This is a genomic window from Streptomyces sp. A1136 (genome assembly GCF_004795055.1).
Lineage (GTDB): Bacteria > Actinomycetota > Actinomycetes > Streptomycetales > Streptomycetaceae > Streptomyces.
The window spans coordinates 1-15,355 of record NZ_SSBJ01000016.1 but is presented as its reverse complement, the minus strand read 5'-3'; the positions used below and the strand labels follow the sequence as shown (position 1 = coordinate 15,355).

The following is a 15,355-nucleotide window of genomic DNA, read 5'->3' as shown; positions in this document are numbered from 1 at the left end:
ACAGTGAGGGCCCCGGCCGATCGGCCGGGGCCCTCACCGAATTGAGGCCTGTGCAGGGGTCGTTGGGATTACAGCTCCGCGCTCGGGTCCTCGCTGGGGGCCCGTCCCGAATACGCCTCGGCGAGCAGTTCCTCCTCGCTCGCGCCGAGCCGCCAGTAGCCGGTGAAACGCACCCGGCGCCGGTCGACGCCGCGTTCGCGCACCAGGTGGCGGCGTACGGCGCGGATCGTGCCGGACTCGCCCGCGATCCAGGCGTAGGGGGCCGCGCAGGCGGGCGGTTCGCTCGCGCGGACGACCTCCGACAGCCGCTCGATCCGCTCTCGACCGACGCCCGCGCCGCGGACCACCCAGGTGACGTCCGCGTCCGCGAGGGTGTCGAGGCGGAGGCGGTCGTCCTCGTGCGGGACCTCGAACCAGGCCTTGACGCGGGTGCCGGAGGGAAGCCGGTCCAAGATCGCGGCAGCCGCCGGCAGGGCCGTCTCGTCCGCGTACATCAGGACGAGGTCGGTGTCCGCCGGTGGCGCGAACCGTACGGACTTGTTCTCCGCTACCGCCGGCCCGATCGCGAGGACGCGGCGGCCGGTGACCGCCCGGCCCGCCCACGCGGACGCCGGGCCCGTGTCCCCGTGGAGCACGAAGTCGATGTCGACCTCGTCCCCGCCCTCCGGCGTACGCCGCTGCTCGCGCACGGTGTACGAACGCATCGCCGGACGCTCGGCCTCGGGCATCGCGCGCCAGGCGCCGAACCAGGTGTGCTCGTCGGTGGACGGCAGCACGGTGTGTTCGCGGTGAGGGGGCGGGAGGAAGAGCGAGAGGCTCTGGTCGTAGCCGCCCGAGCGGAAGTCGGCGAGGGACTCGCCGCCGAAGGTGACCCGCAGGAACGAGTGACCGAGGCGGCGCGTGCGGAGCACTTCGAGCGCGAAGAAGCGGAAGTGGGCGATGGTGTCGGCGCCGGCGGCGGTGGGGCCGGTGTCGGTGTCGGTCGAGTCCGTGTCGGTCGTGTCGGTGGCGGTCATGCGGAGGGTCCCCCCTGGGAGTCGATCGGCGCCGGAAAGGGGCGGGTCAGCTGACCTTCTTGGCGCTCTGGATCGACTTCGCGAGGTCTTCCAGGATCTTGGCGCACTTGTCGTACGAGTAGATCGGCTCGGTGACGCGCGGGATGATCTGGCCGGCCTTGACGGCGGGCAGCTCGGCCCAGGTCGGCTTGGCCTTGAGGTCCTCCGGCTGGAGGGCGCCGGTGCGGTTGTCGAGGAGGATGACGTCGGCCTTGTACTTGCCGGCGTTCTCCCAGCTCAGGCTCTCGAAGAAGCCGCCCTGGTCCAGCTTCTCCGGGGTGACGAACTCGACGCCGAGGGACTCGAAGTACTTGAGGTCGGCGGAGGTCTTGGGGGTGGAGACGTAGAACAGGTCGGCGGCGCCGGAGCCGACCAACACCTTGATGCCCGGGTTGGCCTTGGTGGCCTCGCGCACCTTGGCGGACGCGGCCTCGAAGCGGGCCTTGGCGTCGACGGCGGCCTTGGAGTTCAGGTCGGCGCCCAAGGACTTGGCGAGGGCGGCCGTGCGCTCCAGCGACTTGTCGAGGGTGGCGTCACCGCCCACCGAGATGGCGGCGGCCGGGGCCAGCTTGAGGATCTTGTCCTTGGACGCCGCGGGGACGTACCAGTAGCTGCCGTCCCAGGTGTTGGTGACGAGCAGGTCGGGCCGCAGGGCCGCGTACTTCTCGACGTTGAACTCGTCGTAGACGTTGCCCAGGATCTCGACCTTGGAGATGTCCATGGTGCCGGCCTGGACGTCGGGCTTGCCGTCGGCGGTCTTGGTCGGGCCGAACACGCCCTTCACCTTGACGCCGTAGTCGGACAGGGCGGCGGCCGTACCGGTGAAGGCGACGATGTTCTTCGGCGTCGACTTGGCGGTGACCTCCTTGCCGAGGTCGTCCTTGAAGCTCCAGGGGCCGGAGGCCGCCGCGCCCTTGTCCGATCCGCCCGCCGCGTCTTCGGTCTTGTCGGCGCCGCCGCAGGCGGAGAGTGCCGCGAGGAGGCCGAGGGCGCCGCCCGTCGCGAGGAGACCGCGACGGGTGAAGGGGGAGGTTCGGGACTTGGGCATGGCGGTGTCCGCTTTCGTGCGTGGTGCGTTCCGGGCGGCCGCGAGGGCCATTCGAAGGAAGGTTAGCCTAACCTTGCTCGAAATGAGTAAGGGGGCCCTAACTTCCTCGGGCCCCCTTGCCCGTCACGCGTTCGCGAGCGGACCCGCCGTCAGCCCGCGAAGCCCAGTTCGCGGGCGATGAGCATGCGCTGCACCTCGCTCGTGCCCTCGCCGATCTCCAGGATCTTGGAGTCCCGCCACATCCGGGCCACCGGGTACTCGTTCATGAAGCCGTACCCGCCGTGGATCTGCGTCGCCTCACGGGCGTTGTCGACGGCGACGGTGGAGGAGTACAGCTTCGCGATCGCCGCCTCCTTCTTGAACGGCTCGCCCGCCACCAGGCGGGACGCCGCGTCGCGCCAGCCGACGCGGGCCATGTGGGCGCGCATCTCCATGTCGGCCAGCTTGAACTGGATGGCCTGGTTGTCACCGATGGGCCGACCGAAGGCCTGCCGCTCCCTCGCGTACTTCACCGACTCGTCCACACACCCCTGCGCCAGCCCGGTGGCGAGCGCCGAGATCGCGACCCGGCCCTCGTCCAGGATGCGCAGGAACTGGGCGTACCCGCGCCCCTCCTCGCCCACCAGGTTGGCGAGCGGGACGCGCACGTCGGCGAAGGCCAACTCGCGCGTGTCCGAGGAGTTCCAGCCGACCTTGGAGTACGGGGCCGCGACCGTGAAGCCCGGGGTGCCGGACGGGACGATGATCGAGGAGATCTCCGGGCGGCCGTCCGCCTTGCGGCCGGTGACGGCGGTGACGGTGACCAGGCCGGTGATGTCCGTGCCGGAGTTGGTGATGAAGCACTTCGAGCCGTTGATCACCCACTCGTCGCCGTCCTTGACGGCGGTGGTCCGGCTGCCGCCCGCGTCCGAACCCGCGCCCGGCTCCGTCAGACCGAAGGCGCCGAGGATCTCGCCGGAGCACATCCGCGGCAGCCACTCCCGCTTCTGCTCCTCGGTGCCGAACCGGAAGATGGGCATGGCGCCCAGGGAGACACCGGCCTCCAGGGTGATGGCGACCGAGGAGTCGACACGGGCCAGCTCCTCCAGGGCGATGCCCAGGGCGAGGTAGTCACCGCCCATGCCGCCGTACTCCTCCGGGAAGGGCAGGCCGAACAGGCCCATCCGGCCCATCTCGCGGACGATCTCGTACGGGAACTCGTGCCGCTCGTACAGGTCGCCGATCTTGGGCGCGACGACGTCGTGGGCGAACTCCTCCACGGTACGGCGGAGTTCCTCGTGCTCGGGGGTGAGCCGGTGGTCGAGGGACATGGTTCTCGTTACTCCTTGTGGGAGAGGGCGCGGACGGTACGGGAAGGGCTCGGCCGGCCCAACTGCTCGGCCATCCACACGCTCGTGGCGGTGAGGGCGGCCAGGTCGACCCCGGTCTCGATGCCGAGACCGTCGAGCATCCACACCAGGTCCTCGGTGGCGAGGTTGCCGGTGGCGCTCTTCGCGTACGGGCAGCCGCCGAGGCCGCCGGCGGAGGCGTCGACCGTGGTCACGCCGTGCTGTAGCGCGGCGAGGGTATTGGAGAGTGCCTGCCCGTAGGTGTCGTGGAAGTGCACGCCGATCCGCTCGGTGGCGACGCCTTCCCCGTTCAGCGCGGACAGCAACGCCCGGACGTGGCCCGGGGTGGCCACGCCGATGGTGTCGCCCAGGCTCAGCTCGTCACAGCCGAGGTCGAGCAGCGCCTTGGCGGTGCGCACCACCTGGGGCACCGGGACCGCGCCCTCCCAGGGGTCGCCGAAGCACATGGACAGGTAGCCGCGGACGTGCGCCCCCTGCTCCTTGGCGCGGGCCACGACGGGCTCGAACATGGCGAGGGACTCGGCGACGGTGCGGTTCAGGTTGCGGGCGGCGAAGGTCTCGGTGGCGGAGCCGAACACCGCGATGCGGGTCGCCCCGAGGGCGAGCGCGCGGTCGAGCCCGCGCTCGTTGGGGACGAGGACGGGCAGGGCCGCGTCGATGTCGGCGAGGAGGGGGAAGAGCCGCTCGGCGTCCGCCAGCTGCGGCACCCACTTGGGGTGGACGAAGCTGGTCGCCTCGACGGTGGTCAGCCCGGCCGCCGCCAGACGGTGGATGAACTCGGCCTTGGCCTCGGTCGGGACGGCGGTCCGCTCGTTCTGCAGGCCGTCGCGGGCGCCGACCTCGTGGATGCGGACACGGGTGGGGAGGCCGGTGTCGGGGACGGTCATGGGGAGGCCGTTCACGTGCTCTCTCCCTCCGCTTCGGGGGTGACGACGGCCAGGACCTGGTCCATGGCGACGGTGGTGCCGGGGGAGACGTCGAGTTCGGTGACGGTGCCGGCGTGCGGGGCGGAGATGATGTGTTCCATCTTCATCGCCTCGACGACCAGGAGGCTCTGACCGGCCGTGACCCGGTCGCCGACGGCGACCTTGACGACGGTGACGGTGCCGGGCATGGGCGCGGCGAGGGTGTCGGCGCCCGCGCGGCCCGCTCCGCCGAGGTTCGCGGTGACGGGGTCGTGGCCCTGGAGGTGCCAGGTGTCGCCGTCGCGGCCGAGCCAGGTCCCCTCCGGGGAGCGGGCGTGGGAGAAGCGGTGGGTGACGCCGTCCAGTTCGACCGTCACGAAGTCGGGGGTCCGGCTCACGATCCGGCCGCGGGCCGGTGATCCGGGGCCCTGCGCCGTGCCGCCGTCCCCGACCGCGAGGAGGACCTCCGTCTCGGCGCCCAGCGGCCGGGTGCGGACCTCGACCGGGTCCTGGCCCGGGAGGCGGAAGTGGCGCACCGTCCAGGCGGGGGTTCCGCCCAGGCGCCAGCCGTCGGCGGCGTCGAAGGGGTCGATCCACGCCCCCGGCGCGTCCGCCGCACCCGGACCGGGTACGGCCGAGACCCGGTTGCGGGCAGGGGCGGCATGGGCGACGGACAACAGCGCGGCCGTCGCGTACACCTCGGGCGGGACGCCCTCCGGCAGCAGGGACGCCAGGTCCCGCTCCACCAGTCCCGTGTCCAGGTCGCCCGACACCACGTCCGGGTGCGCCAGCAGCCGGCGCAGGAAGCCGGCGTTCGTCTGGACGCCCAGGATGACCGTGTCGGCCAGCGCGCCGCGCAGCACCCGCAGCGCGGCCGCGCGGTCGGGCCCGTAGGCGATGACCTTCGACAGCATCGGGTCGTACGTCGACCCCGTGTCCACCCCCGCCACCAGGCCGGAGTCGGTACGGACCGGCCCGTCGGAGGGCTCCGACAGCGCGAGCACCGTCCCGCCCGACGGCAGGAACCCGCGCGCCGGGTCCTCCGCGCAGATCCGGGCCTCGATCGCGTGGCCGGTCAGGGTGACGTCGGCCTGCGCGAAGCCGAGTTCGGCCCCGGCCGCCACCCGCAGCTGCTGCTCCACCAGGTCCAGACCGGTGATCAGCTCCGTCACCGGGTGCTCGACCTGGAGCCGGGTGTTCATCTCCATGAAGTAGTACGAGGACGGGTCCCCGCCCGGCACGATGAACTCCACCGTGCCCGCGCCGACGTACCCGCAGGAGCGGGCCGCCTCCACCGCCGCCGCGCCCATCGAGGCACGCAGCTCCGGCGTCAGCAGGACGGACGGGGCCTCCTCGATGACCTTCTGGTGGCGCCGCTGGAGCGAGCACTCGCGCTCGCCCAGGTGCACGACGTTGCCGTGCGCGTCCGCCAGCACCTGGATCTCGATGTGCCGCGGCCGGTCCACCCACCGCTCCACGAGCAGCGTGTCGTCGCCGAAGGAGGACCGGGCCTCGCGGCGGGCCGCCGCGATCTCCTCGCCGAGCAGGTCCGCGTCCCTGACCAGGCGCATGCCCTTGCCGCCGCCGCCCGCCGAGGGCTTGAGCAGCACCGGCATGCCGATCTTCTCGGCGGCGGAGGCCAGTTCGGCGTCGCTCAGGCCGCTCCCGGACGAGCCGGGGACGACCGGGACGCCCGCCGCCTTGACCGTCTCCTTCGCCCGGATCTTGTCGCCCATCAGCGAGATCGCGCTCGCGGGCGGTCCGATGAAGGCCAGACCGGCCTCGGCGCAGGCCCGGGCGAAGGCCGCGTTCTCGGCGAGGAAGCCGTAGCCGGGGTGAACGGCCTCCGCGCCGGTGCGGCGGGCCGCGTCGAGGAGCCGTTCCACCGACAGGTAGCTCTCGGCGGCTGCCGCCGGGCCGATCCGGACGGCCGTGTCGGCCTCCCGGACGTGCCGCGCGTCCGCGTCGGCGTCGCTGAAGACGGCCACGGAGCGGATGCCGAGCTGCCGCAGCGTGCGGATGACCCGTACCGCGATCTCGCCCCGGTTGGCGACCAGAACAGTGCTGAACATCAGTGAGGTCCTCACGTCACATACGGAAGATGCCGAAGCCCGGCTGCGTCTGATCTTTTTGGCCCAGCGGGGCGTTCGCGCACGCGGTCAGGGCCAGCCCCAGCACCTGCCGGGTCTCCAGCGGGTCGATGACACCGTCGTCCCACAGCCGCGCGGTGGCGTAGTAGGCGTTGCCCTGCTCCTCGTACTGCGCGCGGACCGGGGCCTTGAACGCCTCCTCGTCCTCGACGGGCCACTCCTGGCCCGCGCCCTCGATCTGGTCGCGCTTGACGGTCGCGAGGACGGAGGCCGCCTGTTCGCCGCCCATCACCGAGATCTTGGCGTTGGGCCACATCCACAGGAAGCGGGGGGAGTACGCGCGGCCGCACATGGAGTAGTTGCCCGCCCCGTAGGAGCCGCCGACGACCACGGTCAGCTTCGGGACCCGGGTGCAGGCCACGGCCGTGACCATCTTCGCGCCGTGCTTGGCGATGCCGCCGGCCTCGTAGTCGCGGCCGACCATGAAGCCCGAGATGTTCTGGAGGAAGAGCAGCGGGATGCCGCGCTGGTCGCACAGCTCGATGAAGTGGGCGCCCTTCTGCGCGGACTCGGAGAACAGGATGCCGTTGTTGGCGACGATCCCGACGGGGTGGCCGTGGATCCGGGCGAAGCCGGTCACCAGCGTCTGTCCGAACTCCGCCTTGAACTCCTGGAAGCGGGAGCCGTCCACGACGCGGGCGATGATCTCGCGGGCGTCGTAGGGTGTGCGGGAGTCGACGGGGACCGCGCCGTACAGCCCGTACGGGTCGACCTTCGGCTCCTGCGGCGCCTCCACCGACCAGGGCAGCGCACCGCGCTCGGGCAGGGTCGCCACGATGTTCCGTACGATCCGCAGCGCGTGCGCGTCGTCCTCCGCGAGGTGGTCGGTGACGCCGGAGGTCCGGGAGTGGACCTCGCCGCCGCCGAGCTCCTCCGCCGTGACGACCTCGCCGGTGGCGGCCTTCACCAGCGGCGGGCCGCCCAGGAAGATCGTGCCCTGGCCGCGGACGATGACGGCCTCGTCGCTCATCGCCGGGACGTAGGCACCGCCCGCGGTGCAGGAGCCGAGGACGGCGGCGATCTGCGGGATGCCGGCGCCCGACATGCGGGCCTGGTTGTAGAAGATGCGGCCGAAGTGGTCCCGGTCGGGGAACACCTCGTCCTGCATCGGGAGGAAGGCGCCGCCCGAGTCGACCAGGTAGAGGCAGGGGAGACGGTTCTCCAGGGCCACCTCTTGGGCGCGCAGGTGCTTCTTGACGGTCATCGGGTAGTACGTGCCGCCCTTGACGGTGGCGTCGTTCGCGACGATCACGCACTCGCGGCCGCTGACCCGGCCGATGCCCGCGATGACGCCGGCGGCGGGGGCCGCGCCCCCGTACATGCCCTCGGCGGCCAGCGGGGCCAGCTCCAGGAACGGGGAACCCGGGTCGAGGAGGGTGTCCACGCGCTCGCGCGGGAGCAGCTTGCCCCGGGCGGTGTGGCGGGCGCGGGCCTTCTCGCCGCCGCCGAGGCGGGCCGCTTCCAGCCGGGCGCGCAGGCCCTCCGCGAGTTCCCGGTGGGCGGCCTCGTTGGTCCGCCAGGCCTCGGACGCCGGGTCCGCGGCGCTCGTCAGCACTGGTGCCTGCTGCATCGGTCGAGCTCCCTTGCTCGGTCCACGTAAACCGGTCACGCCGTTAATGAGCGTTAACGCGTATGGGGCTTAGGTTAACGAGCGCTAACGGCCCTGTCTAGAATGGATTCCCATGAGCACCAGAGCGGCCGCCCCGACCCGTCGCGAGCAGATCCTCAGTGAGGCCGCCCGCCTCTTCGCCGAGCGCGGCTTCCACGGCGTCGGCGTGGATGAGATAGGGGCCGCGGTGGGCATCAGCGGACCCGGCCTGTACCGCCATTTCGCGGGCAAGGACGCGATGCTCGCCGAGTTGCTCGTCGGGATCAGCGAACGCCTCCTGACCGGCGGCCGGCGCCGCGTGGAGGAGGCGTCCGGGGACCCCGCCGCCGTGCTGGCCTCCCTCATCGAGGGCCACATCGACTTCGCGCTCGACGACCGCGCGCTGATCACCCTCCACGACCGCGAACTGGACCGGCTGCGCGAGGCCGACCGCAAGCTCGTGCGCCAGCTCCAGCGGCAGTACGTCGAGCTGTGGGTGGAGGTCGTCGGGCAGCTCCACCCGGAGGTGGGGGAGTCGGAGGTACGGATCTCCGTGCACGCGGTGTTCGGCCTGCTGAACTCCACCCCCCACCTGGCCGCCCTGGGCCGGGAGGCGACGGAGTCCCTGCTGCGCCGTCTGGCCAACGGGGCCTTCGGAGCGCTGTCGGGGTGACGCCGGGTGTCCGATGGTCGGGATGGAACAGACGGCTCCGCCCGGGCGGCGGCAGAATGAACCGTATGCCGAAGCCGATAGAGACGCCCGCCCCGCCCGTGGGGACGCCCAGCCGCACCGAACTCATCGACCACCTGGTCCGTACGCGGATCGCGGGCGACGTGGCGACGGCGCGCGAGAACAACCTCTCCCACTACCGCAAGCTCGCCAACGGCGACCGGCACTACTGGCTCGGCCTGGAACTCGGCGACCGATGGACGGACGAGCAGGACGTCCTCGCCGTCATGGCCGAACGCTGCGGGGTCGTGGACGACGCGGAGCACCGGCACGGGCAGGACACCATCGACCCGGAACTGACCGTCGCCGCCCTGGACCGGATGGCCGCGCGACTGCGCAAGGCGGCGCTGGACCGCCAGCGCGTCCTGCTCGCCACCGGTCACCCGGGCGGCCTCCTGGACGTGCACCGGGCGACGGCGGCGGCGCTGCGGGAGGCGGGCTGCGAGATCGTGGTGATCCCGCAGGGCCTGACAGCCGACGAGGGCTCGGTGTGGCAGTTCGCCGACGTGGCCGTGCTGGAGCGCGGGGCCACCCTGTGGCACACGCACTCCCCGGCCCCGATGGCGGCGATCCTGGACGGACTGGCGGCGGAAGGGCGCCCGCAGCCGGACCTGGTCGTGGCCGACCACGGCTGGGCGGGCTGCGCGGCCCAGCGGGGACTGGACGCGGTGGGCTACGCGGACTGCAACGACCCCGCGCTCTTCCTCGGCGAGGCGGAGGGCACCCTCCAGGTGGCCGTCCCGCTGGACGACCACGTCCGCGACCCGCGCTACTACGACCCGATGGTCGCGTACCTGCTCTCGGCGGCGGGTCTGCGCTGACGCGCCCCGGGGCCTAGCCCAGCCACTCGTTCACCTCCGTCTGGACGGCCGAGCCGTCGAGGTCCGCGAGCTTGGCGGCGACGAAGTCGCGGGCCCAGTCGGAGGTCTGCATCCGGAACGGCATCTTCTCGGCGGTCAGGGCGCCGACTACCGGCGCCGCCGCCTGCTCCGGGGTCTGGGTGGTGTCGCTGCCGAAGGTCTTGAGGGCGTGGTCGACGTAGCCCTGGAGCGCCGGGGCGTACGGCCCTGCCTGCGCGAGCATGGCCGGTACGTCGAGCCGTACGTTGTTCACGAACTCGCTCGCGACTGCGCCCGGTTCGACGACGGCCACCTGGACGCCCGTGCTCGCGGCGACCGGGGCGAGTGACTCCATGAAGCCCTCGACGGCGAACTTGGCCGCGCAGTAGGACTCGTTGAAGGGTTGGCCGACCACCCCGCCGACGCTCGTCACCGTGATGACCCGGCCGCCCGACGCGCGCAGGTGGGGGAGGGCGATGCGGGTGAGCTCGACCACGCCGAAGAAGTTGACCTCCATCACCGACCGGACCTGCTCCATGTCGTGCTGCTCGATGGTGCCGACGAAGCCGGCGCCCGCGTTGTTCACGACCGCGTCGAGGCGCCCGTGTTCGGCGACGACCTCCGCCACGCAGGCGGCCGCCGAATCGGCGTCGGTCACGTCCAGCCGCTTGACCTGGACCCGGTCGGCGACACCGGCCGCGCGGGCGGCCTCCAGCAGCGCGTCCGCCCGGCCCGGGTCGCGCATCGTCGCCACGGTGTGCCAGCCGGCCCGGGCGGCGCCGACGGCGGCGGCCAGGCCGATGCCGGAGGAGGTGCCGGTGATGAGAACGGTCTTGGTCATGGGAAGCCCCTTTGTGGGAAGACGTAAGTGCGTGTGCACACACATTATCGGTGTGTGCGTGTGCACGCAACCTCTCTCCCGGTAGGCTTGCCCCCATGGCGCAGAACAACCTCACCCCGGGCGAATTCACCCCCCGCGACCACGCTTTCTACGGCCTCGTCTGGGCGGGCTCCACGCTCAGTGCCCGCGTGGACCAGGCGCTCGCGCGCCGCCACGACCTGCCGCTGTCGTGGTTCGAGGTGATGCTGTGGCTGCGCGCGCAGAAGGAGCCGGTCGCCGCCTCCGAGCTGGGCGCCGTGACGCTGCTCAGCCGCAGCCAGGTGTCCCGCGTCGCGGACTCCCTCCAGGCCCGCGGCCTGATCGAGCGGATACCTTCCCCGACCGACGCCCGCTCGGTCCGGATCGCCCTCACCGATGCGGGCCACCGCGCCTTCGAGGAGGCGGACGCCACCCGCCGCGAGGTCCTCGCCGAGGTCTTCGACGACCGCCTGGACGACGCCGACATCTCCGCGCTGACCGGCATCTGGGCCAAGCTCAAGGCCCGTCCGGCCGCCCGCGGCCCGCTCAAGGGCTGACGAAGCAGAACTCGTTGCCCTCCGGGTCGAGCATGGCCTGGAAGGACCCCTGGTCGTCCGTCACCACCTCGCCCAGGCGGCGCGCGCCCAGCCCCACCGCCTCGCGGGCGGCCACCTCGACGTCCTCGACCGCGATGTCGAGGTGCAGGCGGTTCTTGACCGCCTTGGTCTCGGGGACGGGCTGGAACGCGAGGCGCGTGGACCCGGACAGCGCGACGTGCGACCAGCCGCGGTCGCGGTCTTCCGCCTCCCCGCCCAGGAGGTGGGCCCAGAAGCGGACCAGTCGCCTCGGCTCGTGACAGTCGACGACGATCTGCCGCACGTGCCCACGCATGGTCCGCGGCCTACGACCCGGCGCGCGGGGCCCGGTGGGCCCCGGTCGGGCCCGGGCTGGGGGTCGGGTCCAGGTAGACGCGGCGGATCGACGGCCAGCGTTCGCGCAGTTGCGACTCGGCGTCCTCGCACGCCGCCTCCACCTGTCGGGCCGACGCCAGGTCATGGAAGTCGATCTTCGCCGCGATCAGTACCTCGTCGGGCCCCTGGACCAGCGTGGTCAGCTCCAGCACGCCCTCGATGTGCGGAACCGAGAGGAGTTCCTCCCGCACCTCCGCGCGCGTCGCCGCCGGCAGCGGCCGCCCGATCAGGTATTGGGCGTTCGAGCGGCCCAGCTCCCACGCCACCCACACCAGCAGCAGCCCGATCAGCAACGACGCGACGCCGTCGTACACGCCCGAACCGGTCAGCTGCGCCCCCAGCAGCCCGCCCGCCGCCAGGACCAGGCCGATCAGCGCGGCCACGTTCTCCAGCAGGACGGCCTTCACCGCGGTGTCCGGGGTGTGCTTCACGTACCGCCCCAGCGGCGCGCGCAGCCGCTCCGCCTCCCCCCGCACCTGCCGCCAGGCCACGAGGAGCGAGTAGCCCTCCAGCAGGAAGGCGACCGCGAGGATGACGTACGAGACGGTCGGGTCGCCCGGGTCCTCGCCCTGGAGCAACGTGTGGACCCCGTCGTACACCGCGAAGACCGCGCCGCCGACGAAGGTGGCGATCGAGGCGAGCAGCGCCCAGATGTAGCGCTCCGGCCCGTACCCCAGCGGGTGCGCCTCGTCCGCCGGCCGCGCGCTGCGTTTCAACGCCGCCAGCAGCATCACCTCGGTGACGGTGTCGGCCACCGAGTGCGCGGCCTCCGACAGCATCGCGCTCGATCCGCTGACGATCCCGCCGACGGCCTTGGCGGCGGCGATGCCGAGATTGGTGACGACCGCGACGACGACCGTCCCGACGCTCTCGGAGCCTTGGGGTGCGCCGGGTGGCCCGGGTGCTTGTGAGGTCATGCGGCGACGGTAGGCGCGACTATCCGCGCGGGACGCGCACGACACCCTCCTGGATGACCGTCACGGCCAGCCGGCCGTCCTGCGTCCAGATGCGGGCCTGGCCGAGCCCCCGACCGGCGGCGGCCGAGGGTGACTCCTGGTCGTACAGCAGCCACTCGTCCGCGCGGAAGGGCCGGTGGAACCACATGGCGTGGTCCAGGGAGGCGCCGACCACGTCGCCCACGGCCCAGCCGCCCCGGCCGTGCGCGAGCAGCACCGAGTCGAGGAGGGTCATGTCGGAGACGTAGGTGGCCAGGCAGGTGTGCAGGAGCGCGTCGTCCGAGTCGAGCTTGTCGGCGGTACGGAACCACACCTGCGAATGCGGCTCGCGCGGCTGCCCGACCGACCCCCACGGGGGAGTCGTCGCGTACCGCAGGTCCACCGCGCCACGGGCCTCGATCAGCCGCTCCACCGTGCCCGGGTCACGGAAGACCTCCCGGTAGAGCGGGAGCGACTCGGCGGCCGTCGGCAGGGTCTCCGGGTCGGGGGCGTGCGGCATCGCGCTCTGGTGGTCGAGCCCCTCCTCGTACGTCTGGAAGGACGCCGAGAGATGGAAGATCGGCTGCCCGTGCTGGACGGCGACGACCCGGCGGGTGGTGAAGGAGCGCCCGTCGCGGATGCGGTCGACCGAGTACACGATGGGCGCGCCGGGGTCCCCGGCGCGCAGGAAGTAGGAGTGCAGCGAGTGCGGGGTGCGGTCCCCGGGCACGGTGCGGCCGGCCGCGACCAGCGCCTGGGCCGCGACCTGACCGCCGAAGACCCGCGGTACCAGCGACGTACGGCTGGTACCGCGGAAGATGTCCTCCTCGATCTGCTCCAGGTCGAGCAGATCGAGGAGTGTCGTCAGTGCCTCGTTCATGGACTGGGAGGGAGTCCCTACAGGCCCATGGACTTGGCGATGATGGACTTCATGACCTCGCTGGTGCCGCCGTAGATGCGGTTCACGCGGTTGTCGGCGTACAGACGGGCGATCGGGTACTCGTTCATGTAGCCGTACCCGCCGTGCAGCTGGAGGCACTTGTCGATGACGCGGTGCGCGACCTCGGTGCAGAACAGCTTCGCGGAGGCGGCCTCGGCGGCCGTCAGCTCACCGGCGTCCAGGGCCTCCAGCGCGCGGTCGGCGACGGCCTCGGCCGCGTCCACCTCCGCCTGGCAGGCGGCCAGTTCGAACTTGGTGTTCTGGAAGTGGGCGACCGGCTTGCCGAAGACGGTGCGCTCCATCACGTACTGCTGGGCGAAGCGTATGGCGGCCTTGGCCTGCGCGTAGGCGCCGAAGGCGATGCCCCAACGCTCGGAGGGCAGGTTCGCGCCGAGGTAGTAGAAGCCCTTGTTCTCCTCGCCGAGCAGGTCCTCGACCGGGACCTTGACGTCGACGAACGCGAGCTCGGCGGTGTCGGAGGTGCGCAGGCCCAGCTTGTCCAGCTTGCGGCCGACGGAGTAGCCCTCGGACTTGGTGTCCACGGCGAAGAGGGAGATGCCGAAGCGGCGGTCGTCCTCGCGCGGGGCGGAGGTGCGGGCGCAGACGATCACGCGGTCGGCGTGCACGCCACCGGTGATGAAGGTCTTGGCGCCGTTCAGGACGTAGTGGGTGCCGTCCTCGGAGAGCTTGGCGGTGGTCTTCATGCCCGCGACGTCGGAGCCGGTGCCGGGCTCGGTCATCGCGAGGGCCCACATCTCCTCGCCGGTGACGAACTTCGGCAGGTAGCGCTTCTTCTGCTCGTCGCCGGCCAGCATCTTGATGTAGGGGAGGGCGAGCAGCACGTGCACGCCGGAGCCGCCGAAGTTGACGCCCGCGCGCGAGGTCTCCTCGTACAGGACGGCCTCGAACTTGTGGGTGTCCAGGCCCGCGCCGCCGAACTCCTCGGGCACGTTGATGCCGAAGACGCCGAGGTCGCCGAGCTTGTAGTAGAACTCGCGGGGCGCCTGGCCGGCGGCGAACCACTCGTCGTAGACGGGGACGACCTCGGCCTCGATGAAGGCGCGGATGGTCTCGCGGAAAGCCTCGTGGTCCTCGTTGAAAACGGTACGGCGCACGGCCGGACTCCCTTCGTCGCGGCGGTCCGCCGCCCTTGGCTAAGCGCTTGCTCAGATTAAGTTACCGGCGAGTTGCCACCGCTGTCCAGGGCACGTAGCGCGAACCACAGTTCCATCCTGGCGTCCGGGTCGTCGAGGTCGCGCCCGAGGAGGACGGCGCAGCGGGCGATGCGCTGGCGGACCGTGTTGCGGTGGACGCCGAGGGCGGCGGCGCTGCGGTCCCAGCTGCCGTGGTGGGCCAGCCAGCCGCGCAGGGTCGCCGCCTGGGCCGGGGTGAGCGGCGCGAGCAGCGCCTCGGCGTGCGCGCGGGCCTCCGCCGGATCCAGGAGACCGGGCAGTCCCGCCTCGGAGTGCCGGACCAGGGGGGTCCGGGCCGCCTCGGCCCGCTCCAGGGCGCGCCGCGCCTGGGTGTCGGCGGTCCGCAGCGCCCCGGGGTCGGCGGGTGCGCTCACCCCGAGGCGCCACCCGGGCTGGGGGGCGGGGTCCCGGTCGGTGAGCAGGCGCGGCCCGGGGCCGAGCGGGTCCAGCAGTACGGTGCCCAGCGCGCCCGCGAGGGCCTGGGGATCTCCCGCTCCCCGGGCGTGGACCACCCGCCAGGGCCCGGGGGCCAGGGCGTCGGCCGGGTCGCCGTCCAGCAGCAGCCGGGTCAGCGCGGCGGCCTCCGCGCCGGCCGGGCGGCGCGCGGTGAGCAGGCCCAGCAGGACGGCGGCGATGGCGGTGATGGCGTGGTCCCCGGCGGTCCGTACCGGGACGGCGACACCGAGTACCGGGACGGCGTCGGGAGCGGGACCGGCGTCCGGGCCGGACGCGGCGCCCGGGCCGGACGCGGCGCCCGGGCCGGACGCGGCGCCCGGGCCGGACGCGGCGCGAT

15 protein-coding genes are annotated in these 15,355 nt (G+C 72.5%); 3 read left to right on the top strand and 12 right to left on the bottom strand.

Annotated features, from left to right (window positions below; all coding sequences use genetic code 11):
* Positions 1 to 68: 68 nt before the first annotated feature.
* The 6 genes from E6R62_RS17240 to E6R62_RS17215 form a co-directional block, all read right to left on the bottom strand.
* On the bottom strand, positions 69 to 1,016 hold the full coding sequence (locus E6R62_RS17240) for a siderophore-interacting protein (RefSeq protein ID WP_136214337.1): 948 nt from the start codon (positions 1,014 to 1,016) through the stop codon (positions 69 to 71).
* A gap of 46 nt (positions 1,017 to 1,062) precedes the next feature.
* Positions 1,063 to 2,103: an ABC transporter substrate-binding protein gene (locus E6R62_RS17235; RefSeq protein ID WP_136214336.1), complete on the bottom strand. Its 1,041-nt coding sequence runs from the start codon at positions 2,101 to 2,103 to the stop codon at positions 1,063 to 1,065.
* A 149-nt stretch (positions 2,104 to 2,252) separates the two neighbouring features.
* Positions 2,253 to 3,413 carry an acyl-CoA dehydrogenase family protein gene (locus tag E6R62_RS17230; RefSeq protein ID WP_136214335.1) on the bottom strand — a complete coding sequence of 387 codons (1,161 nt, stop codon included), beginning with the start codon at positions 3,411 to 3,413 and terminating at the stop codon, positions 2,253 to 2,255.
* Between the two features lie 8 nt (positions 3,414 to 3,421).
* Positions 3,422 to 4,339 carry a hydroxymethylglutaryl-CoA lyase gene (locus E6R62_RS17225; protein ID WP_136214451.1) on the bottom strand — a complete coding sequence of 306 codons (918 nt, stop codon included), beginning with the start codon at positions 4,337 to 4,339 and terminating at the stop codon, positions 3,422 to 3,424.
* Positions 4,340 to 4,350: 11 nt separating this feature from the next.
* Positions 4,351 to 6,429: a biotin carboxylase N-terminal domain-containing protein gene (locus E6R62_RS17220; RefSeq protein ID WP_136214334.1), complete on the bottom strand. Its 2,079-nt coding sequence runs from the start codon at positions 6,427 to 6,429 to the stop codon at positions 4,351 to 4,353.
* 16 nt (positions 6,430 to 6,445) lie between these two features.
* The gene (locus E6R62_RS17215; protein ID WP_136214333.1) at positions 6,446 to 8,077 is read right to left on the bottom strand and encodes a carboxyl transferase domain-containing protein; all 1,632 of its coding nucleotides are present in this window, start codon (positions 8,075 to 8,077) and stop codon (positions 6,446 to 6,448) included.
* A gap of 112 nt (positions 8,078 to 8,189) precedes the next feature.
* On the opposite strand from E6R62_RS17215, the gene E6R62_RS17210 reads away from it, so the two are divergent.
* Complete coding sequence (locus tag E6R62_RS17210; RefSeq protein WP_136214332.1) at positions 8,190 to 8,768, top strand: TetR/AcrR family transcriptional regulator; 579 nt, start codon at positions 8,190 to 8,192, stop codon at positions 8,766 to 8,768.
* A gap of 56 nt (positions 8,769 to 8,824) precedes the next feature.
* Complete coding sequence (locus E6R62_RS17205) at positions 8,825 to 9,646, top strand: phosphatase (RefSeq protein ID WP_206308750.1); 822 nt, start codon at positions 8,825 to 8,827, stop codon at positions 9,644 to 9,646.
* Positions 9,647 to 9,659: 13 nt separating this feature from the next.
* Here E6R62_RS17205 and E6R62_RS17200 read toward each other — a convergent pair whose 3' ends face one another.
* Entirely contained in the window at positions 9,660 to 10,505 is an 846-nt protein-coding gene (locus E6R62_RS17200; RefSeq protein ID WP_206308749.1) for an SDR family NAD(P)-dependent oxidoreductase, read from the bottom strand.
* A 95-nt stretch (positions 10,506 to 10,600) separates the two neighbouring features.
* On the opposite strand from E6R62_RS17200, the gene E6R62_RS17195 reads away from it, so the two are divergent.
* The gene (locus E6R62_RS17195; protein WP_136214330.1) at positions 10,601 to 11,080 is read left to right on the top strand and encodes a MarR family winged helix-turn-helix transcriptional regulator; all 480 of its coding nucleotides are present in this window, start codon (positions 10,601 to 10,603) and stop codon (positions 11,078 to 11,080) included.
* Here the strand turns inward: E6R62_RS17195 and E6R62_RS17190 are convergent.
* The 5 genes from E6R62_RS17190 to E6R62_RS41760 all read right to left on the bottom strand — a co-directional run.
* Positions 11,070 to 11,414, bottom strand: a complete 345-nt coding sequence (locus E6R62_RS17190; RefSeq protein WP_136214329.1) for a VOC family protein — start codon at positions 11,412 to 11,414, stop codon at positions 11,070 to 11,072. The genes E6R62_RS17195 and E6R62_RS17190 overlap by 11 nt on opposite strands.
* Positions 11,415 to 11,424: 10 nt before the next feature.
* Complete coding sequence (locus tag E6R62_RS17185) at positions 11,425 to 12,411, bottom strand: cation diffusion facilitator family transporter (RefSeq protein ID WP_136214328.1); 987 nt, start codon at positions 12,409 to 12,411, stop codon at positions 11,425 to 11,427.
* Between the two features lie 19 nt (positions 12,412 to 12,430).
* The gene (gene tesB, locus E6R62_RS17180) at positions 12,431 to 13,309 is read right to left on the bottom strand and encodes an acyl-CoA thioesterase II (protein WP_136214327.1); all 879 of its coding nucleotides are present in this window, start codon (positions 13,307 to 13,309) and stop codon (positions 12,431 to 12,433) included.
* Positions 13,310 to 13,326: 17 nt separating this feature from the next.
* Complete coding sequence (locus tag E6R62_RS17175; RefSeq protein ID WP_136214326.1) at positions 13,327 to 14,484, bottom strand: acyl-CoA dehydrogenase family protein; 1,158 nt, start codon at positions 14,482 to 14,484, stop codon at positions 13,327 to 13,329.
* 56 nt (positions 14,485 to 14,540) lie between these two features.
* The coding region (locus E6R62_RS41760; protein ID WP_206308746.1) for a CdaR family transcriptional regulator at positions 14,541 to 15,355 on the bottom strand (815 nt) is incomplete at its 5' end.